Source organism: Bacillus sp. D48C (assembly GCF_053345735.1).
In genome coordinates this window covers 37,417-58,402 of record NZ_JBKFAQ010000019.1, presented here as the reverse complement: position 1 = coordinate 58,402, position 20,986 = coordinate 37,417, and the positions used below count along the sequence as shown (strand labels likewise).

Sequence of the window (20,986 nt, the reverse complement as noted above, 5' to 3'; positions counted from 1 at the left end):
TACCGAACACGGAAGTTAAGCTCTCTAGCGCCGATGGTAGTTGGGACCTTGTCCCTGTGAGAGTAGGACGTCGCCAAGCAACTAAAACACGAGTCAAATGACTCGTGTTTTTTCGTGTTTTATTTTATAATCCATAGTAATAAAAAATGTGTTTAAAGTATTCATATTTTGTTTAAATACAGGGGAATGTGGCTAGGATAGTGAATAAGCAAAAGAGTTGCAAATTTTATTAATACGTATATAATTAAAGTCAAAGATAGTCAAAGTCAATAAAGGTGGCGGATAAATGAGAAATATATCTGATATCATTGAGCAATATCTAAAGCAAGTTATTGACTTAAGTAATAATAATGTGATTGAAATCAAGAGAAATGAGATTGCGGATCGATTCGAGTGCGTACCATCTCAAATCAATTATGTAATCAATACCCGTTTTACGTTAGAAAGAGGATTTGTAGTAGAAAGTAAACGTGGTGGAGGAGGTTACATTCGCATTATAAAAGTCAAACTGCATGACGATATAGATATTATTGATCAAATGCTTCATATGATTGATCATAGCGTTGCGCAAGGGAATGCAGAAAGTATGATTATACGTTTAATAGAAGAGGGAATTATAACAAATCGTGAAGCGAAACTGATGTTAAGCGTAATAGATCGTTCTGTATTATCAATGGATGTTCCTTCTCGAGATGAACTTAGGGCTCGAATATTATGCGCAATGTTAAGAACACTGAAATATAAATAAATATAACTTTTGTAAAAGATTGATAACTAAGATAAAGCAGTTAAATATTGTAGAAGTTTTGAAAAAGAACATGCACTTTTATTTAAACGGATTCAGGAAAGCGAACAATCTAGTAATGTATGAAAAGTACCATGAGATAGAGCGTTCCTGTTGTAAAGGTGGGGATAGTGATGACTTGTCAAAACTGTAATATAAGACCAGCAACTTTACATTATACAAAAGTAATTAACGAGAAGAAGGCGGAAGTTCATCTTTGTGAGCAATGTGCAGAGCAAAGTGGCTATACGTCTTTCTTTCCATCATCGCAGTCTAACTTTTCATTTCATGATTTATTTGCTGGTTTATTACACGGTGAATCAACAATGTTTGAAGAAGGAAAAAATGGATTTTCAAATGCAGATATAGTAAGATGTCCAGATTGTAAGATGACATATGAACAATTTACAAAAGTCGGACGTTTTGGCTGTTATTCTTGTTACGATACATTTAAGGAGCATTTAAAGCCATTATTAAAACGCCTTCACGGTGGGCATACAGAACATTGTGGGAAAATTCCGGAACGTATAGAAGGAAATATCCACTTAAAGAAAGAATTAGATGAACTAAAACTTATTCTGAAACAATACGTACAGAAAGAGGAATTTGAGAAAGCTGCAGAAGTAAGAGATAAGATCCGAGGTCTTGAAATACAGCTTAGTGAGCATAGAGAGGGGGAATAGTTCTATGTCACTGGACAAAATTATGAACGAAGCAATTAGTCCATGGATGAAGGGGGATGGCCCTGATTCTGATATTGTTTTAAGTAGTCGAATTCGTTTGGCTCGTAACTTTAAACAATATCAATTTTCCACTATGCAAAACGAAGAAGAAGCTAAACAGATTCATGAATTATTCAAAAAGAAATTCATAAATAAAGCAGTAGGGTCTTTTGGGGAGTTTGGACTATTAAAGATGAATGAATTAACCCCTCTTCAAAGGAGAGTTTTAGTCGAAAAGCATTTAATTAGTCCAAATCTTGCAGGGACAGAATATGGAGCATGTCTACTATCAGAAAGTGAACATATTAGTGTTATGCTTAATGAAGAAGACCATATTCGGATTCAGTGCCTATTTTCAGGATTACAGTTATCAGAGGCACTTCAAAGTGCCAATCAAATAGATAATTGGATTGAGAAAGAAGTTGAATACGCTTTTGATGAATCACTTGGATATATTACGAGTTGTCCTACTAATGTTGGCACAGGGTTAAGAGCTTCTGTGATGATACATTTACCGGGACTGGTTTTAACAAAAAGAATTAGCCGTATTATACAAGTAATTCAAAAATTAGGGTTAGTAGTAAGAGGAATATACGGTGAAGGTAGCGAAGCGTTAGGTAATATATTTCAAGTTTCAAATCAAATGACGCTAGGAAAGTCTGAAGAAGATATTATTGCAGATTTAAAGAGTGTCATTCAACAAATTATACAGCAAGAAAAAATGGCTAGAGAATTAATTGTACAAAATTCAAGTATTGAACTTGAAGATAAGGTTTATCGTTCTTACGGCATACTAGCAAACAGTCGTTTAATTCAATCTGCAGAAGCAGCCAATTGCTTATCAGATGTACGACTTGGTATTGATCTAGGATATATAAAAGGTATATCGAGAAATATTTTGACTGAGCTAATGGTTCTTACGCAACCAGGTATTTTACAACAATACGCAGGTGGACCTTTAGGGCCAGAAGAAAGAGATTATCGAAGAGCAACCTTAATCCGTGAGCGATTACGTATTGAAAAAAACTAAGCGCAAGTAGGAGGCGATTTCTATGATGTTTGGAAGATTTACAGAAAGAGCACAGAAAGTGTTAGCTTTATCTCAAGAGGAAGCAATTCGTATTGGGCATAATAATATTGGAACAGAACATATTTTACTTGGGCTTGTACGCGAAGGTGAAGGAATTGCAGCAAAAGCATTAATTGCTCTTGGATTAAGTCCAGAGAAAGTTCAAAAAGAAGTAGAAGCGTTAATTGGGCGAGGAACAGAAGCTTCTCAAACTGTACATTATACACCTCGTGCTAAAAAGGTTATTGAATTATCTATGGATGAAGCGCGTAAGCTAGGCCATTCTTACGTTGGAACAGAACACATTTTACTCGGTTTAATCCGTGAAGGTGAAGGTGTAGCCGCACGTGTTTTAAATAATTTAGGTGTAAGTCTAAATAAAGCAAGACAACAAGTGTTACAACTTCTTGGAAGTAATGAAGCTAGTTCAGGTCATCAAGGTGGTTCAGCAACAAATGCAAATACACCGACACTGGACAGTTTAGCAAGGGACTTAACAGTTGTTGCACGTGAAAATCGCTTAGACCCTGTTATTGGACGCGGTAAAGAAATTCAACGTGTAATTGAGGTATTAAGCCGTAGAACGAAAAATAACCCAGTATTAATTGGTGAGCCTGGTGTAGGTAAAACGGCAATTGCAGAAGGATTAGCACAGCAAATTGTAAATAATGAAGTTCCTGAAACTTTAAGAGATAAGCGTGTTATGACACTAGATATGGGTACAGTGGTAGCTGGAACAAAATATCGCGGTGAATTTGAAGATCGTTTAAAGAAAGTGATGGATGAAATTCGCCAAGCAGGCAATATTATTCTATTTATTGATGAGCTTCATACATTAATTGGTGCAGGTGGAGCAGAAGGTGCAATCGATGCATCGAATATTTTAAAACCATCTTTAGCACGAGGAGAGCTACAATGTATTGGGGCAACAACTTTAGATGAGTATCGTAAATATATTGAAAAAGACGCGGCTTTAGAAAGACGTTTTCAACCAATTCATGTTGATGAGCCAAGTTTAGAAGAATCGATTCAAATCTTGAAAGGTTTACGTGATCGTTATGAGGCGCATCACCGTGTATCTATTACAGATGACGCTATTGATGCAGCTGTAAAACTTTCAGATCGTTATATTACAGATCGCTTTTTACCGGATAAAGCAATTGATTTAATTGATGAAGCTGCTTCAAAAGTTCGCTTACGTTCTTATACAACACCACCAAACTTAAAAGAGCTTGAAGTGAAGCTTGAGGAGATTCGAAAAGAAAAAGATGCAGCTGTACAAAGTCAAGAATTTGAAAAGGCTGCATCCTTACGTGATATGGAGCAACGCTTACGTGAGAAGTTAGAAGATACAAAACGTCAATGGAAAGAGCAACAAGGAAAAGAAAATTCAGAGGTTACGGTAGAAGATATTGCAAATGTCGTTTCTACATGGACGCGTATCCCAGTTTCTAAACTTGCACAAACAGAGACTGATAAATTATTAAATTTAGAATCCATTCTTCATGATCGTTTGATTGGTCAAGATGAAGCAGTAGTAGCAGTAGCAAAAGCTGTTCGTCGTGCAAGAGCAGGATTAAAAGATCCGAAGCGCCCGATTGGTTCATTTATTTTCTTAGGACCAACAGGTGTAGGTAAAACAGAACTTGCAAGAGCACTAGCAGAATCTATGTTCGGTGATGAAGATGCAATGATTCGCATCGATATGTCAGAGTATATGGAGAAGCATTCTACTTCCCGTTTAGTTGGTTCTCCTCCAGGATATGTTGGATATGAAGAAGGTGGACAATTAACAGAGAAAGTTCGTCGCAAGCCATATTCAGTTGTATTATTAGATGAGGTAGAGAAAGCTCATCCGGATGTATTTAATATTCTACTACAAGTATTAGAAGATGGTCGTTTAACAGATTCTAAAGGACGTACAGTTGATTTCCGTAATACAATTGTTATTATGACGTCTAACGTTGGTGCCGAGGCGTTAAAACGTAACAAACATCTTGGATTTAATGTCCAAGATGAAAGCCGTGATTATTCGGATATGAAAGGTAAAGTAATGGATGAGTTGAAAAAGGCATTTCGTCCAGAATTCTTAAACCGTATTGATGAAATTATCGTATTCCATATGCTTGAGAAAAAACATATTCAAGAGATTGTAACTCTTATGGTAAATCAGTTAGTAAATCGCTTAAAAGAACAAGAAATCGAATTGCACTTAACGGAAGGGGCAATTTCAGCTATTGCAGATAAAGGATTTGATCGTGAGTATGGCGCTCGTCCACTTCGCAGAGCAATTCAGAAACATGTAGAAGATAGACTATCAGAAGAACTTTTAAAAGGTGCTATTGAGAAAGGACAAAAAGTTATCTTTGATGTAGAAGGAGAATCATTTGTCATTCATAGTGCGGAAAAGGTAAAATAAGTATAGACAAACAAAGAGGGCTACGCGATAGCCCTCTTTCTTGTACGAGAAGGATAAACGTTTATAGACGAAAGTGAAGTGAACTATAAAAAGGTATGGCTAAAAAGAAAACGAAATTTATATGTCAAGAATGTGGTTATCAGTCACCAAAATATATGGGTAAATGTCCTGGATGTGGTCAATGGAATACACTTGTTGAAGAAATGGAGCCAGTTGTATCATCTAGGCGCCTTAATTACGCGAATGCAATTCAAACGGAAGTAACAAAACCAAGACGTCTTACCGAAGTAGAAACAAAGTCTGAGGCACGTATTGAAACGGAATTTCAAGAGTTTAATCGTGTGCTTGGTGGTGGAATTGTAGATGGGTCCTTAGTGCTTATTGGTGGAGACCCTGGGATTGGAAAATCAACATTACTATTACAGATTTCATCACAATTAGCAGATTCTTCATATGATGTATTATACATATCGGGTGAGGAGTCGGCAAAGCAGATTAAACTTCGTGCAGATCGTTTGCATGTAAAGGGTAGCAATCTATTTGTTGTAGCAGAGACAGACCTGCAGCGTATTGCAGCACATATTGAAGAGATGAATCCAGCTTTTGTTGTTATTGATTCTATTCAAACGATACATTTACCTGAAGTGACGTCAGCACCAGGAAGTGTGGCACAAGTACGTGAATGTACAGCGGAATTAATGAAACTTGCAAAAACAAAAGGAATCCCTATTTTCATTGTCGGGCATGTGACAAAAGAAGGAGCAATTGCAGGACCTCGTATGTTAGAACATATGGTCGATGCAGTTCTTTACTTTGAAGGAGATCGACACCATACGTATCGTATTTTACGGGCTGTGAAGAACCGTTTTGGTTCCACGAATGAAATGGGTATCTTTGAAATGAAAGAGCTTGGTCTTGCGGAAGTTTTAAATCCTTCTGAAATCTTCCTTGAGGAAAGGCCGGTTGGTGTTGCAGGATCAACAGTAGTTGCTTCAATGGAAGGAACAAGACCGGTTTTAGTAGAAATACAAGCATTAATCTCCCCTACTAGTTTTGGAAATCCTCGAAGAATGGCGACGGGAATTGATCATAACCGTGTTTCGCTTATTATGGCAGTATTAGAAAAAAGAACAGGTTTACTATTGCAAAATCAAGATGCATATTTAAAAGTAGCTGGTGGTTTGAAATTAGACGAACCGGCAATTGATTTAGCAGTGGCTTTAAGTATAGCCTCAAGTTTTAGGGATAAATCTACGGCACCAACTGATGCAGTAATAGGAGAAGTAGGATTAACTGGAGAAATAAGAAGAGTATCAAGAATCGAACAACGTGTACAAGAAGCGGCTAAATTAGGATTTCAACGTGTTATTATTCCTAGAAAAAACTTAGGAGGATGGACAATTCCGGATGGGATTGAGGTTGTAGGTGTTTCTAATTTAGGAGAAGCGCTTCGTTTGACATTAGGAGGCTAGGCTATGGAAGAAAATAAGCAACGTGTCAAAAGTATGATTAATATTTTACAGCTCGTGGCCCCAGGAACACCACTGCGTGAAGGGATAGATAATGTACTTCGCGCACAAACAGGGGGGCTAATTGTTCTTGGATATAATGAGCAGATTAAAAGTATTGTGGATGGTGGTTTTCACATTAATTGTGCATTCTCTCCTGCTAGTTTATATGAATTAGCAAAAATGGACGGGGCACTTATTTTAAATGAAACGGGAAGTAAAATTTTAATAGCGAATGCACAGTTAGTTCCAGAGGCATCTATTGATTCTATTGAAACAGGTATGCGTCACCGAACAGCAGAACGTGTAGCGAAGCAGACGGGCAGCCTTGTTGTGGCCATTTCACAAAGACGTAACGTAATTACGCTATATCAAGGGAACTTACGTTATACACTAAAAGATATAGGGGTTATTTTAACAAAAGCAAATCAAGCTATTCAAACGTTAGAAAAATATAAGGCTGTATGGAATGATGGTATTACGAATTTGGGCATTCTAGAATTTGAAGAGGTCGTTACAATGTCTGAGGTAGTTCACGTTTTACATAGTGTTGAAATGGTACTGCGTATTAAAAATGAAATATTGAGCTATATTCATGAGCTCGGAACAGAAGGTAGGTTAATTCGTTTACAGCTTACAGAATTGCTAGCTGATTTAGAAGCAGAGGCAGCATTGTTAATTAAAGATTATCACCAGGAGAAAACACAAGACCATCATCAAATTTTGAAAAAGTTACAGGACCTTGCAAATACACAACTTTTAGAGGATAGTGATTTAGTTAAATTACTTGGCTATCCAGGGCAAACTAGTTTAGAAGAAAGTGTGACGCCAAGGGGATATCGAATTACAAGCAAAATCTCTCGTGTTCCGCCACTTATCATTGAAAATTTAATTAATCGATTCAAAACGTTGCAAGGAGTTTGTCGCGCGACGATTCATGAATTGGATGATGTGGAAGGAATTGGGGAAGTAAGGGCGAAGAAAATACGAGAAGGCCTAAAAAGAATTCAAGAGCATCTCTATATGAGTAGACACAATTAAGAATATTACATTGATTCCATAATATAACGACACTAGAACATTTTTGGTATATGATATGATATATTGGTAAATAAAACTATTTATAAAAAAAACACGTCCGCTTTTGCATTCGGCGTTTTGATTAGCGAAACAATGGTTAATAATGAGTAGGAGGTGGTTGGATGTTAAAACGGATCGTACAGCTCTTCTTTCTAGTAATCGGGGGAGCGTTAGGGATTTACTTAATCCCAAAAGTTATTAATGTATTAGACATCGGTGCTGTTCCTTTATTGGAAGGATCGTATGTTCGTGCGATTATTGGTGCAATTATTTTATTTTTAACAACATTTTGGCTTGTAGATTATATTGTTCAACTTATTAAGCATATTGAAGAGGCTCTTGTAAAGGCGCCTGTAGCAGATGTTTTATTTGGTACATTAGGATTGATCTCTGGTCTTATTGTTGCATATTTAATTTTAATACCGATTCGTGAATTTACAATTCCGGTTATTAGTACGGTGTTGCAAGTGTTCTTCACTCTTTTACTTGGATATTTAGGATTCCAAGTAGGATTTAAAAAGAGGAATGAATTGCTAGGATTATTTACATTACCCCAACGCGGAGGTAAGAAGAAAAATAATAGCGAGAACGAAGAGGTAGAAGCAGAAAAATCTACGACTCATTGGAAAATTCTCGATACGAGTGTAATTATCGATGGACGTATTGCTGATATTTGCCAAACGAAGTTTTTGGAAGGAACAATTGTGATTCCACAATTCGTATTAGAAGAGCTTCAGCATATTGCCGATTCTTCCGATGCTTTAAAGCGTAATCGTGGTCGCAGAGGACTAGACATTTTAAATCGTATTCAAAAAGAGATGCCGATTCCGGTAGAAATTTATGAAGGCGATTTCGAGGATATCCAAGAGGTGGATAGCAAACTTGTAAAGTTAGCAAAAATCACCGGTGGAACTGTAGTAACGAATGATTTCAACTTAAATAAAGTTTCTGAATTACAAGGAGTAACGGTGTTAAACATTAATGATTTAGCTAATGCAATTAAACCAGTTGTACTCCCTGGCGAAGAATTAAATGTTTATGTTGTGAAAGATGGTAAAGAGCAAAACCAAGGTGTTGCGTACTTAGATGATGGTACGATGATTGTAGTAGAAGATGGTAGAGAGTATGTAGGTTCGCAACTTAATGTACTGGTTACTAGCGTATTACAAACATCGGCTGGTCGTATGATTTTCGCAAAACGTAAATTATTAGAAAAAGCATTATAGGTAGAGGATTATTAATATGTATACATTAATTATTCCGGCAGCCGGCCAAGGAAAGCGGATGGGTGCTGGCAAAAATAAGTTGTTCTTACTTATAAACGAAGTACCGATTATCGTTCATACATTACGTGCTTTTGAAAGAGATAAAGAGTGCAAAAGTATTGTTATGGCAATTAACGAAGAGGAACGCCCGTATTTTGAGGAATTAATGCAGAAGTATCCGATTGAAAAACAGGTACAATTTATTCAGGGTGGAGCCGAAAGACAAGATAGTGTATATAACGCGATTCAGCATGCGAGTGATGTTGAATACGTTCTTGTACATGACGGAGCGCGCCCATTCGTAACGAATAAAGTGATTCAAGACGTATTAACAGCAGCAGAAAAATATGGAGCTTCCATTTGTGCAGTGCCAGTAAAGGATACAGTTAAGAAAGTAGAGCAAGGTGTTGTTGTCGAAACGGTAGAACGATCTCAGCTTAAGGCTGTACAAACACCGCAAGGGTTCTCTGTTTCTCTTTTGTTAGAAGCTCATAGAAGTGCAAAACAGAGTTGTTTTCTTGGTACAGATGATGCAAGTCTCGTGGAACGTATTGGTAAGCAAGTAGGTGTAGTAGAGGGGAGTTACTATAATATTAAAGTGACGACTCCAGAGGATTTACTAATTGCTGAAAGTTTCCTTCATGTTCAGAAAAAATAGCCGTGATGGTGTATAACAAAGGAAAGCTCGGCAATGGCCGGGCTTTTCTTTGTAGGGATATCAATATAATATAGAGTCATAAAGCTCAGTGGTTTAGCTCAAGGAGGATGTAAAGAATGTTTCGAATTGGACAAGGTTTTGATGTGCATGAATTTGCGGAAGGTAGACCGTTAATTATTGGCGGAATTACAATTCCACACGAGAAAGGATTAATCGGTCATTCAGATGCAGATGTATTGTTACATACGATTGCTGATGCATGTTTAGGTGCCATTGCAGCAGGAGATATTGGAAAGCATTTTCCTGATACAGACCCAGCTTTTAAAGATGCAGATTCAGCTGTATTGTTACAAAAAGTTTGGGAATTTGTGCGTGAACAAGGTTACGAGTTAGGGAACTTAGATTGTACAATTATTGCTCAAAAGCCAAAAATGGCACCGCATATTGAAAGTATGCGTAAACGTATTAGTGAACTGTTAGAAACGTCTATAGATAACATTAATGTAAAGGCAACAACAACAGAGAAATTAGGATTTACAGGTAGAGAAGAAGGAATTGCTTCTCAAGCAGTGGTATTATTACAGAAAAAATAATGGTTTTTAATTCGTAAGATGGATAATCACATTTTTTTGTTGTACAATTATAGAATGTGTAGACATTAAGAATGGAAGGTGTACCAATTATGGAAAAGCAAGTGAGAGTGCGCTATGCGCCAAGTCCAACAGGACACTTACATATCGGAAATGCGCGTACGGCATTATTTAATTATTTATTTGCTCGTCATTTAGATGGCAAGTTTATTATTCGTATTGAAGATACTGATGTAAAACGTAACGTGGCTGGTGGAGAAGAAAGCCAATTAAAATACTTGAAATGGCTCGGTATGGACTGGGATGAAGGTGTTGATGTTGGTGGTGAATTTGGACCATATCGTCAAACAGAGCGTTTAGATATTTATAAAAAATTATATCTAGATTTATTAGAGCGTGGTTTAGCTTACAAATGTTATATGACAGAAGAAGAGCTAGAAGCAGAGCGTGAAGGACAAATTTCTCGTGGTGAAACACCTCGTTATGCAGGTAACCACCGTGATTTAACTGAAGAACAAATGAAAGAATTTGAAGCTGAGGGACGTATTCCAAGTATTCGTTTCCGTGTACCAGCTGATCGTGATTACACATTTAAAGATATCGTAAAAGGTGAAGTAGCATTCCATTCAAATGATTTCGGTGATTTCGTTATCGTGAAAAAAGATGGAATTCCAACTTATAACTTTGCGGTAGCAGTAGATGATCACTTAATGGAAATTACACATGTACTTCGTGGTGATGACCATATTTCAAATACGCCAAAACAAATGATGATTTATGAAGCTTTCGGTTGGGATATCCCGCAATTTGGCCATATGACTTTAATTGTAAATGAAAGCCGTAAAAAATTAAGTAAGCGTGATGAATCTATTATTCAATTTATTGAGCAATATAAAGAGCTTGGATATCTTCCAGAAGCAATCTTTAACTTTATTGCACTACTAGGTTGGTCGCCGGTAGGAGAAGAAGAAATCTTCTCTCAAGAAGAGTTTATCAAAATGTTCGATGCAGCTCGTTTATCAAAATCACCTGCATTATTTGATTCTCAAAAATTAAAATGGATGAACAACCAATATATGAAAAAGCAAGATTTAGATACGGTGGTAGAATTAAGCTTACCGCATCTAGTGAAAGCTGGACGTATAGGTGAAACTTTAAGTGAACAAGAGCAAGCTTGGATTCGTGATGTAATTGCGTTATATCATGAACAAATGAGTTTTGGAGCTGAAATTGTAGAGCTTTCTGAAATGTTCTTCAAAGATCATGTTGATCATGAAGAAGAAGGACAAGAAGTATTAAAAGGTGAACAAGTACCAGAAGTACTTCGTGCATTTGCTGGTCAAGTAGAAGCACTAGAGGCGATGGAACCAGCAGCAATTAAGGCGGCTATTAAAGCAGTTCAAAAGGAAACAGGTCATAAAGGTAAAAACTTATTTATGCCAATCCGTGTTGCAACTACTGGTCAAACACATGGCCCAGAGCTTCCTAATGCTATTGCACTTCTTGGAAAAGAAAAAGTTTTAAATCGTCTTCAAAAAGTAATTGGTTAACATTTTCTAGGTTTAGAAATATAATAAGTATACTTAAAACCTAATAAGGAAAAGCGACGAGAAGGAGAAGTAGAAAATCAGGCTTTTTACAGAGAGAACCACCTTTAGGCTGGAAGTGGTTTATAAGCGGGTTTTTGAAATGCCCCTTCGAGTCTTCTGCTGAACAGCAAAATGTTTTGTGAAACATCTTAAGGCGTTAAAGTAAGCAGAAGCGGTGTACACCGTTATCAGAGATGAGTTTGAGGCTTTTTTAGCCTAAACAGAGTGGAACCGCGCTTAAAAGGCGTCTCTGTCAATATGACAGAGGCGTCTTTTTTTATACCGTAAAACTGGGTATGAGTATAAATTTTATCTACGTGTATAAAGATTTAGGGAGATAAGTAGGGAGTTAGTTCACTCGAAAAAGCAGCCCATAAAGGGGAGGGAACATCGATGTTTAAGAGGCTTCGGGAAGATATTGAAGTCGTTTTTGAACAGGATCCAGCGGCAAGAGGTTATTTCGAAGTCATTTTAACTTACTCTGGATTACATGCAGTTTGGGCTCATCGAATTGCACATGCTTTTTATAAAAGGGATTTTTTCTTTCTTGCACGTTTTGTTTCACAAGTTAGTCGTTTTTTTACTGGCATTGAGATTCATCCAGGAGCAACTATTGGTCGACGCTTTTTCATAGACCATGGAATGGGAGTTGTAATTGGAGAAACTTGTGAAATTGGTGATAATGTAACAATTTATCAAGGGGTTACATTAGGTGGTACAGGAAAAGAAAAAGGCAAGAGGCATCCAACAATTCAGGATAATGTATTAATTGCGACGGGTGCTAAAGTCCTTGGTTCTATTACTGTGGGAGAGAATTCTAAAATCGGGGCAGGGTCTGTCGTATTAAAAGAAGTTCCTGCACATTCTACAGTTGTAGGTATACCTGGCCGAGTCGTTATTCAAAATGGAGTAAAGATTGGTCAAGAATTAAATCACTCTGACCTTCCGGATCCAATTTTTGACAAATTAAAGGCTATGGAAGTAGAACTTGATAAATTGAAGAAACAACTGGAAGTAAAGGTAGAAAGGAAGGATAAAAATGACTATTCACATTTATAATACGTTAACACGTCAAAAAGAAGAGTTTGTTCCATTAGAAGAAAATAAGGTAAAGATGTATGTATGCGGACCTACAGTCTATAACTACATTCATATTGGCAATGCAAGACCTCCTATGGTATTCGATACAGTACGTCGCTATCTAGAATATAAAGGGTACGATGTGCAATACGTATCGAACTTTACGGACGTAGATGATAAATTAATTAAAGCGGCAAATGAATTAGGTGAAGATGTACCGACAATTGCTGATCGTTTTGTTGAAGCGTACTTTGAAGATGTAACAGCGCTAGGTTGCAAACACGCAACAGTCCATCCTCGTGTAACAGAAAATATGGATATCATTATTGAATTTATTCAAGAACTTGTGAATAAAGGGTATGCATACGAATCAGAGGGTGATGTGTACTTTAAAACGAAGGAATTCGAAGGTTACGGTAAATTATCACATCAACCAATCGCAGATTTACGTCACGGTGCTCGTATTGAGGTAGGGGAAAAGAAACAAGACCCTCTTGATTTTGCTTTATGGAAAGCTGCGAAAGAAGGAGAAATCTTCTGGGAAAGCCCTTGGGGGCAAGGGCGTCCAGGGTGGCATATTGAATGCTCAGCAATGGCACGTAAGTACTTAGGGGATACAATTGACATTCATGCTGGTGGTCAAGACTTGGCGTTCCCGCATCATGAAAATGAAATTGCGCAGTCGGAAGCATTGACTGGAAAAACGTTTGCACGTTACTGGATGCATAATGGATATATTAATATTAACAATGAGAAGATGTCTAAATCGCTTGGTAACTTTATTTTAGTTCACGATATTATTAAGCAATACGACCCACAGTTAATTAGATTCTTTATGTTATCAGTACACTATCGTCATCCGATTAACTTTAGTGAAGAGTTATTACAAAGTACGAATAATGGGCTGGAAAGAATTAAAACAGCTTATGGAAACTTAAAGCATCGTATGGAAAGCAGTACGGATTTAACAGACCATAATGAGAAATGGTTAGTTGAAATAGAGAAATTCCAGACTGCATTTGAAGAGGCAATGAATGATGACTTTAACACTGCGAATGCAATTACCGAATTATACAATGTAGCCAATCATGCAAATCAATATTTACTTGAAGAGCATACATCTAAAGTTGTGATCGAAGCATACGTAAAACAATTGGAAACGTTATTTGATATTTTAGGATTAGAATTAACGCAAGAAGAATTGCTGGATGAAGAAATTGAAGAACTTATCCAAAAGCGCATTGAGGCTCGTAAAAATCGCGATTTCGCATTGTCTGATCAAATTCGTGACGATTTAAAAGGACGTAATATTATTTTAGAAGATACCGCTCAAGGTACAAGATGGAAAAGAGGATAAGGATGATTGATGCAAAGCAATTAAACAGCTTGGCGTTAGCGTATATGGGTGATGCGGTATATGAACAATATATCCGCTATCACCTCCTTCAAAAAGGAAAGGTTCGCCCTAATCAATTACATCGCTTAGGGACGAGCTTTGTTTCAGCAAAAGCACAGGCGAAAGTTGTTTATCATTTATTAGAGACGTCGTTTTTGACAGAGGAAGAAGAGGTGGTATTAAGAAGAGGACGTAATGCAAATTCAGGTACGGTTCCGAAAAATACGGATGTACAAACATATCGACATAGTACAGCCTTTGAAGCGCTAATTGGTTATCATCATTTATTAAATAACCGTGAAAGATTAGACGAAATTGTATATAAGGCAATTGCAGTTTTAGAAGAAAAGGAAGGGGGCACATCATCATGAGTAGTGAATATATTATCGGACGTAACCCTGTAATTGAAGCGTTACGATCAGGGAGAGATATTAATAAAATTTGGATCGCAGAAGGTGCTGCCAAAGGACAAGTGCAGATTGTACTAGCGTTAGCGAAAGAAAATAAGGTTATTTTACAACATGCACCAAAGAAAAAGTTAGATCAATTAGTTGAGGGTAATCATCAAGGTGTAATCGCTCAAGTAGCTGCATATCAGTATGCGGAGTTAGAAGATTTATTCAAAGTGGCAGAAAAACGTAATGAAGATCCATTCTTCTTAATTTTAGATGAGATTGAAGATCCGCATAACTTAGGTTCTATTATGCGTACTGCTGATGCGACAGGAGCTCATGGGATTATTATTCCAAAGAGAAGGGCTGTGGGGCTTACAGCGTCAGTTGCGAAAGCATCAACAGGAGCAATTGAATACATTCCTGTTGCACGCGTAACGAACTTATCCCGTACAATTGATGAATTAAAAGAACGTGGACTTTGGATTGCTGGTACAGATGCCAAAGGAAAAACGGATTATCGTAATTTAGATGGTAAAATGCCGATTGGGTTAGTAATTGGTAGTGAAGGAAAAGGTATGAGCCGTATTATTGGTGAAAAGTGTGATTTCCTAATCACTCTACCGATGGTTGGTAAAGTTACATCCTTAAATGCTTCCGTAGCCGCAAGTTTGTTAATGTATGAGGTATATCGTAAACGTCACGAAATTGGTAAATAAAAGATGAACGATATTTTAATCGTTGACGGTTACAACATTATCGGAGCTTGGGGAGATTTGAAGAAACTGCGGGATGTAGATTTACAATCATCAAGAGATGCACTTATTGATAAGATGGCGGATTATCAAGGTTATACAGGCACAAAAGTGATGATAGTCTTTGATGCCTATACAGTACATGGTATTGAAAAAAAGATGAAACAATCTCGTGTGGAAGTAATATTCACACGAAAGAATCAAACTGCAGATGAAAAGATAGAGCAACTTGCGATAGAGCTTAGAAATATAAATACACGAATATATGTTGCGACTTCTGATTACACGGAACAATGGGTTATATTTGCGCAAGGTGCCCTTCGGAAATCTGCGCGTGAATTAGAGTTGGAAGTACAGGCAATGGAGCAACAAGTAAGAAGGCGTACAAAAGACACGAAAGAACAGCAACCCGCCATGCGAAAGATATTTAGTAAAGATATTACAGAAAAATTAGAAAAATTAAGAAGAGGAGAGCGTTGAAGCATTGACGCTCTTTGTCTTTTTACTGTATAATATTGCTAAATAAATAGCGGTCGGAGGGATCAAGGTGGAAGCAGGCTTCGTAAGTGTAGGCGACGTTACATTTCGTGATTTAGAGGATGAGGCAATCGTTGAGTTAGTTCGAAAAGGTAATACTGACGCTCTAGAATATTTAATTCACAAGTATAAGAACTTTGTTCGCGCGAAATCAAGATCTTACTTTTTAGTGGGTGCCGATCGAGAAGACATTGTTCAAGAAGGTATGATAGGGTTGTTTAAAGCAATTCGTGATTATAAAGAGGACAAGCTGTCTTCATTCAAAGCATTTGCTGAACTGTGTATCACTCGACAAATTATTACCGCTATTAAAACGGCAACAAGACAAAAACATATTCCCTTAAATTCATATGTGTCTTTAGATAAGCCGATTTACGATGAGGAATCTGATCGAACATTATTGGATGTTATTTCTGAAGCGAAGGTAACTGATCCTGAAGAGATGATTATTAGCCAAGAAGAATATACAGACATAGAATCAAAAATATCAGAATTATTAAGCGATTTAGAAAGAAAAGTACTTTCTTTATATCTAGATGGGCGTTCTTATCAAGAGATTTCAGAACAGTTAAACAGACATGTAAAATCTATTGATAACGCTTTACAGCGGGTGAAGAGGAAATTGGAACGATATATGGAAATGCGAGAAAGTACAACTTTAAATTCATAACAAATAACAAGTGCAACAGGTGTAAAATAAATCACCTGTTTTCTTTTGTAGAGCGTACAAAATGCATGTCATTGACATTGTCTTTTATTGTATGATACATTTTTAGGGACATAATGTTACAAGGTTGGTGTAACTAATGAGGAAAAAAGTTGTACTCTCATGTGAAGAGTGTAAAAATCGAAACTACTCTACTATGAAAGATACGAGCTCAATAGAGCGACTTGAAATAAAAAAGTTTTGTAAAACATGCAATCAGCATACAGTTCACAAGGAAACAAAATAAATAATTGAAATAATACACTGGAGGTCCCGCAGATGCGTTTAACGAACTTTTTCGGCGATGTAGGTCGCGAAATGAAAAAAGTAAGTTGGCCTAAAAAAGATGAATTACTCCGCTCAACAGCGACTGTTGTTGCTACAGTTGTGTTCTTTGCGATTTTCTTCGCAGTAGTTGATATGGGTATTTCTTCTTTAATTCGGTTAATTCTTGGTTAATTCTTGAATAAGAAGCACTTATCCATGATATAATGTTATTTATAAGAACTGTGTAAAAGCCCGGTGAACGGGTTTTTTCATTTGCGCAAAAAAATGTACGTCAGGGAGGGAAGGACGCTCGTCCTAAATGAATGGAAAAAAGTTGGTATGTTGTCCATACTTATTCTGGATATGAAAATAAAGTAAAAGCAAACCTAGAGAAGCGTGTAGAATCAATGGGTATGCAAGATAAAATTTTCCGTGTTGTTGTCCCGGAAGAAGTAGAAGTAGAAATGAAAAACGGAAAAGAAAAATTAATGAAAAGAAAAGTGTTCCCAGGTTATGTATTAGTAGAATTAATCATGACTGATGATTCTTGGTATGTTGTACGTAACACGCCGGGTGTAACTGGGTTCGTTGGTTCTTCTGGTTCTGGATCTAAGCCATCGCCTCTATTAGAAGAGGAAGTTGTTACCATTATGAAACATATGGGAATGGACAACGAAGTGGTTGATTTCGACTTTGAACTTCATGAGACAGTACGTGTAAATGAGGGGCCATTCGCAGATTATACAGGTGCTATTGAAGAAATTGATGTGGAGAAGAAAAAGGTTAGTGTACTTGTGGACATGTTTGGTCGCGAGACTCCAGTTGAACTTGACTTCCATCAAATTGAAAAATTATAAAATGAAACTTGAAATGAATTGTAAAAAGTGATAATATCTTTTAAGTCAGTACGTCTTCATTATCGGAGGCGTTTTTTGAAAGATTTTATCCTTACAGATAAAATATGACGTGGGAGGGCAAATCACTGTCCAATTGACCACATCACGGACTTAAGGAGGTGTGTCTCGTGGCTAAAAAGGTAATTAAAATGGTAAAGCTTCAAATTCCTGCAGGTAAAGCTAACCCAGCTCCACCAGTTGGTCCAGCATTAGGACAAGCAGGTGTTAACATCATGGGCTTCTGTAAAGAGTTTAACGCTCGTACAGCAGATCAAGCTGGTCTTATCATCCCTGTTGAAATTACGGTATTTGAGGACCGTTCATTCACTTTCATTACTAAAACTCCTCCTGCTGCTGTTCTTCTTAAGAAAGTAGCTGGTATTGAGTCTGGTTCTGGTGAACCAAATCGTAATAAAGTGGCAACTGTTAAGCGTGATAAAGTACGCGAAATCGCTGAAACTAAAATGCCTGACCTAAACGCTGCTAGCGTAGAAGCTGCAATGCGTATGGTTGAAGGTACTGCACGCAGTATGGGCATCGTTATCGAAGACTAATTCGATTTGTTTTTAAAAAAAGGTTGCGGGTCTGGAATTCCAATTCGCAACCTTTATTATCGTAAATGATTATCGTTTTTAAATAAATGGATGGCGCTCATCCTCAGGTTATACCTGAAAACAGGCGTAAACGTGGGAGGTTATTCCGCTAAAACCACATTCGAGGAGGAAATAAAAATGGCTAAAAGAGGTAAAAAGTACGTAGAAGCTGCAAAGCTTGTTGACCGTGCAGCTGCTTACTCTGCAACAGAAGCAGTAGAATTAGTAAAGAAAACAAACACAGCTAAATTTGATGCAACTGTAGAAGCTGCATTCCGTTTAGGTGTTGACCCTAAGAAAGCTGACCAACAAATCCGTGGTGCAGTTGTTCTTCCGCACGGTACTGGTAAAGTACAACGTGTATTAGTGTTCGCTAAAGGTGAAAAAGCTAAAGAAGCTGAAGCTGCTGGAGCTGACTTCGTAGGCGATACTGATTACATCGGTAAAATCCAACAAGGTTGGTTCGATTTCGATGTAGTAGTAGCAACTCCTGACATGATGGGTGAAGTTGGTAAACTTGGTCGCGTATTAGGACCTAAAGGTTTAATGCCAAACCCTAAAACTGGAACAGTTACTTTCGATGTAACTAAAGCTGTTAACGAAATCAAAGCTGGTAAAGTTGAATACCGCGTTGATAAAGCTGGTAACATCCACGTTCCAATCGGTAAAGTATCTTTCGAAGATGCTAAATTAGTAGAAAACTTCAAAACAATCGCTGATACTTTATTAAAAGTTAAGCCATCTGCTGCAAAAGGTACTTACATGAAGAACGTAACAGTTGCTTCTACAATGGGACCTGGCGTACGTGTAGACGTTTCTACATTAGCGTAAAAATTGGAAGTTGACTTCATAAAGAAGATTTAATATAATCATTTATGTTGTGAATTTAAATAGTGTACCGTAGACAGTAGGTGTCAATAGACTTAATTTCCTACCTAGGTGTTAATATACGAAACGGAATTTTTTTCTGTGACTATATGCCTCCATGTCTACAAGTTGGGCATGGAGGTTTTTAGTGCACTTTCGGTACATCTTCTATATAATCTACAGGAGGTGTAATAACATGAGCAAAGTAATCGAAACTAAACAACAAGTTGTAACTGAAATCGCGGACAAACTTCGTGCTAGTAAATCTACGATCGTTGTTGACTACCGTGGTTTAACAGTTTCTGAAGCAACAGAATTACGTAAGCAATTACGTGAAGCTGGCGTTGAGTTCAAAGTTTACAAAAACTCTCTAACTCGTCGTGCTGCAGAATCTGCTGAAATGGCTGAGTTAAACGAATTCTTAACAGGACCAAACGCAATCGCGTTCAGTAACGAGGATGTAGTTGCTCCTGCGAAAGTATTAAACGACTTCGCTAAAAATCATGAAGCTTTAGAAATTAAAGCGGGCGTAATCGAAGGTAAACTTGTAACACTTGATGAGGTTAAAGCAATCGCTACTCTTCCATCACGTGAAGGCTTACTTTCTATGCTTCTTAGCGTTCTTCAAGCTCCAATCCGTAACCTTGCACTTGCTACTAAAGCAGTTGCAGAACAAAAGGAAGAGCAAGGCGCTTAATTTTTTAAAAGATAATTACGTATTATCGATAAAACAATACAAACCTATTTAAGGGAGGATATTTACAATGACTAAAGAACAAATCATTGAAGCAGTTAAATCTATGACTGTATTAGAACTTAACGACTTAGTAAAAGCTATCGAGGAAGAATTCGGCGTAACTGCTGCTGCTCCTGTAGCTGTTGCTGGTGGCGCTGGAGAAGCTGCTGCTGAGAAAACTGAATTTGATGTGGAACTAACTAGCGCTGGTGCACAAAAAATCAAAGTTATCAAAGTTGTTCGTGAAATCACTGGTCTTGGCTTAAAAGAAGCTAAAGAATTAGTTGACAACACTCCAAAAGTAATCAAAGAAGCTGCTGCTAAAGAAGAAGCTGAAGAAATCAAAGCTAAACTTGAAGAAGTTGGCGCTGCTGTAGAAGTTAAGTAATTAACTTTTGATGCTTTAAAAAAAGCTCGCTCTCATGCGAGCTTTTTTTTTAACTGTAAAGAAGAGAGGTGGCCATATGGCAGACCATTATTTTTCTAACGACCCTTCTAGTAAAAGTGATCGTAAGCGATGGGAATTTGCACTTCGTGGATCTCAATTTACTTTCTTATCCGACCATGGGGTGTTCTCGAAAAACGAAGTGGACTTTGGTTCCCGTCTTTTAATTGAAGCTTTTCAAATGCCAGATATTAAAGGTAATATATTAGATGTAGGTTGCGGATACGGTCCTATTGGTTTGTCGCTAGCGAAAGAGTTTCAAGGTCGTGAAGTTCACATGGTGGATGTGAATGAAAGGGCGCTTGGACTTGCGAAAGAAAACGCCGCTAATAACAAAATCGAGAATATACGTATTTTTCAAAGTAGCGTCTATGAAAATGTAGATGGCAAGTATGCTGCTATTCTGTCTAACCCTCCAATTCGTGCGGGTAAAGATGTCGTACATGAAATTTTAGAAAAAGCTGTGGAGTATTTAGTTCCAGGTGGAGAACTTTGGATTGTTATTCAAAAGAAGCAAGGTGCACCATCTGCGCTGAAAAAACTAGAGGAAGTATTTTCTGAAGTTGAGGTTGTAGAAAAGAAAAAAGGATATTATATCATAAAATCAAAAAAACGTTGACGGTTATTTTTGG

At 37.3% G+C, this 20,986-nt stretch carries 24 protein-coding genes, 1 rRNA gene and 2 other annotated features; all 25 genes read left to right on the top strand.

The genetic code is table 11. The features are described 5' to 3' along the window. Positions 1-79 (top strand): 5S ribosomal RNA (gene rrf, locus ACLBXA_RS27880); the annotation flags it as partial. Positions 80-286: 207 nt separating this feature from the next. Next, on the top strand, positions 287-748 hold the full coding sequence (ctsR, locus tag ACLBXA_RS27875) for a transcriptional regulator CtsR (protein ID WP_001244560.1): 462 nt from the start codon (positions 287-289) through the stop codon (positions 746-748). A gap of 170 nt (positions 749-918) precedes the next feature. Next, a complete protein-coding gene (locus ACLBXA_RS27870; RefSeq protein ID WP_000128376.1) occupies positions 919-1,467 on the top strand; it encodes a UvrB/UvrC motif-containing protein in 549 nt (182 codons plus the stop codon). 4 nt (positions 1,468-1,471) lie between these two features. After that, the gene (locus tag ACLBXA_RS27865) at positions 1,472-2,536 is read left to right on the top strand and encodes a protein arginine kinase (RefSeq protein ID WP_000050837.1); all 1,065 of its coding nucleotides are present in this window, start codon (positions 1,472-1,474) and stop codon (positions 2,534-2,536) included. Positions 2,537-2,558: 22 nt separating this feature from the next. Next, entirely contained in the window at positions 2,559-4,994 is a 2,436-nt protein-coding gene (gene clpC, locus ACLBXA_RS27860) for an ATP-dependent protease ATP-binding subunit ClpC (protein ID WP_000971173.1), read from the top strand. 95 nt (positions 4,995-5,089) lie between these two features. Next, positions 5,090-6,466 (top strand): DNA repair protein RadA, encoded by a 1,377-nt coding sequence (radA, locus tag ACLBXA_RS27855; RefSeq protein WP_001085199.1) that lies wholly within the window; start codon positions 5,090-5,092, stop codon positions 6,464-6,466. Between the two features lie 3 nt (positions 6,467-6,469). After that, a complete protein-coding gene (disA, locus tag ACLBXA_RS27850) occupies positions 6,470-7,543 on the top strand; it encodes a DNA integrity scanning diadenylate cyclase DisA (protein WP_000392164.1) in 1,074 nt (357 codons plus the stop codon). Positions 7,544-7,704: 161 nt separating this feature from the next. Next, on the top strand, positions 7,705-8,808 hold the full coding sequence (locus ACLBXA_RS27845) for a PIN/TRAM domain-containing protein (RefSeq protein ID WP_000919681.1): 1,104 nt from the start codon (positions 7,705-7,707) through the stop codon (positions 8,806-8,808). Between the two features lie 16 nt (positions 8,809-8,824). Beyond that, the gene (gene ispD / locus ACLBXA_RS27840; RefSeq protein ID WP_000288312.1) at positions 8,825-9,505 is read left to right on the top strand and encodes a 2-C-methyl-D-erythritol 4-phosphate cytidylyltransferase; all 681 of its coding nucleotides are present in this window, start codon (positions 8,825-8,827) and stop codon (positions 9,503-9,505) included. Positions 9,506-9,621: 116 nt separating this feature from the next. Then, a complete protein-coding gene (gene ispF, locus ACLBXA_RS27835) occupies positions 9,622-10,098 on the top strand; it encodes a 2-C-methyl-D-erythritol 2,4-cyclodiphosphate synthase (protein WP_000488386.1) in 477 nt (158 codons plus the stop codon). An 89-nt stretch (positions 10,099-10,187) separates the two neighbouring features. Then, positions 10,188-11,645: a glutamate--tRNA ligase gene (gene gltX / locus ACLBXA_RS27830; RefSeq protein WP_447617630.1), complete on the top strand. Its 1,458-nt coding sequence runs from the start codon at positions 10,188-10,190 to the stop codon at positions 11,643-11,645. Positions 11,646-11,692: 47 nt separating this feature from the next. Next, positions 11,693-11,939: a binding site (T-box leader), on the top strand. A gap of 138 nt (positions 11,940-12,077) precedes the next feature. Next, positions 12,078-12,743: a serine O-acetyltransferase gene (gene cysE, locus ACLBXA_RS27825; protein ID WP_000476495.1), complete on the top strand. Its 666-nt coding sequence runs from the start codon at positions 12,078-12,080 to the stop codon at positions 12,741-12,743. Continuing rightward, on the top strand, positions 12,724-14,121 hold the full coding sequence (gene cysS / locus ACLBXA_RS27820) for a cysteine--tRNA ligase (RefSeq protein WP_000152279.1): 1,398 nt from the start codon (positions 12,724-12,726) through the stop codon (positions 14,119-14,121). Before cysE ends, cysS begins: the two co-directional genes overlap by 20 nt. Positions 14,122-14,123: 2 nt before the next feature. Beyond that, a complete protein-coding gene (locus tag ACLBXA_RS27815) occupies positions 14,124-14,531 on the top strand; it encodes a Mini-ribonuclease 3 (protein WP_087968734.1) in 408 nt (135 codons plus the stop codon). Continuing rightward, positions 14,528-15,271 (top strand): 23S rRNA (guanosine(2251)-2'-O)-methyltransferase RlmB, encoded by a 744-nt coding sequence (rlmB, locus tag ACLBXA_RS27810; RefSeq protein WP_000093762.1) that lies wholly within the window; start codon positions 14,528-14,530, stop codon positions 15,269-15,271. The genes ACLBXA_RS27815 and rlmB overlap by 4 nt, the downstream gene beginning before the upstream one ends. A gap of 3 nt (positions 15,272-15,274) precedes the next feature. Beyond that, positions 15,275-15,787 (top strand): NYN domain-containing protein, encoded by a 513-nt coding sequence (locus tag ACLBXA_RS27805; protein WP_000997887.1) that lies wholly within the window; start codon positions 15,275-15,277, stop codon positions 15,785-15,787. Positions 15,788-15,854: 67 nt separating this feature from the next. Continuing rightward, positions 15,855-16,514 carry an RNA polymerase sporulation sigma factor SigH gene (locus ACLBXA_RS27800; RefSeq protein ID WP_000387198.1) on the top strand — a complete coding sequence of 220 codons (660 nt, stop codon included), beginning with the start codon at positions 15,855-15,857 and terminating at the stop codon, positions 16,512-16,514. Between the two features lie 136 nt (positions 16,515-16,650). Further along, positions 16,651-16,797 (top strand): 50S ribosomal protein L33, encoded by a 147-nt coding sequence (gene rpmG / locus ACLBXA_RS27795; protein WP_014481927.1) that lies wholly within the window; start codon positions 16,651-16,653, stop codon positions 16,795-16,797. A 32-nt stretch (positions 16,798-16,829) separates the two neighbouring features. Continuing rightward, positions 16,830-17,009, top strand: a complete 180-nt coding sequence (gene secE, locus ACLBXA_RS27790) for a preprotein translocase subunit SecE (protein ID WP_001241323.1) — start codon at positions 16,830-16,832, stop codon at positions 17,007-17,009. A gap of 131 nt (positions 17,010-17,140) precedes the next feature. Further along, positions 17,141-17,674 (top strand): transcription termination/antitermination protein NusG, encoded by a 534-nt coding sequence (gene nusG / locus ACLBXA_RS27785; protein ID WP_000415794.1) that lies wholly within the window; start codon positions 17,141-17,143, stop codon positions 17,672-17,674. Between the two features lie 167 nt (positions 17,675-17,841). Further along, positions 17,842-18,267, top strand: coding sequence for a 50S ribosomal protein L11 (gene rplK / locus ACLBXA_RS27780; RefSeq protein WP_001085872.1), 426 nt, complete (start codon positions 17,842-17,844; stop codon positions 18,265-18,267). Between the two features lie 177 nt (positions 18,268-18,444). Then, on the top strand, positions 18,445-19,137 hold the full coding sequence (gene rplA, locus ACLBXA_RS27775) for a 50S ribosomal protein L1 (protein WP_002084079.1): 693 nt from the start codon (positions 18,445-18,447) through the stop codon (positions 19,135-19,137). Positions 19,138-19,186: 49 nt separating this feature from the next. After that, positions 19,187-19,330 (top strand) — a sequence feature (ribosomal protein L10 leader region). 39 nt (positions 19,331-19,369) lie between these two features. Further along, complete coding sequence (gene rplJ / locus ACLBXA_RS27770; protein WP_000048717.1) at positions 19,370-19,870, top strand: 50S ribosomal protein L10; 501 nt, start codon at positions 19,370-19,372, stop codon at positions 19,868-19,870. 67 nt (positions 19,871-19,937) lie between these two features. Then, the gene (gene rplL, locus ACLBXA_RS27765; RefSeq protein WP_000159736.1) at positions 19,938-20,297 is read left to right on the top strand and encodes a 50S ribosomal protein L7/L12; all 360 of its coding nucleotides are present in this window, start codon (positions 19,938-19,940) and stop codon (positions 20,295-20,297) included. 76 nt (positions 20,298-20,373) lie between these two features. Further along, complete coding sequence (locus tag ACLBXA_RS27760) at positions 20,374-20,973, top strand: class I SAM-dependent methyltransferase (protein ID WP_000763259.1); 600 nt, start codon at positions 20,374-20,376, stop codon at positions 20,971-20,973. Positions 20,974-20,986 lie beyond the last annotated feature (13 nt).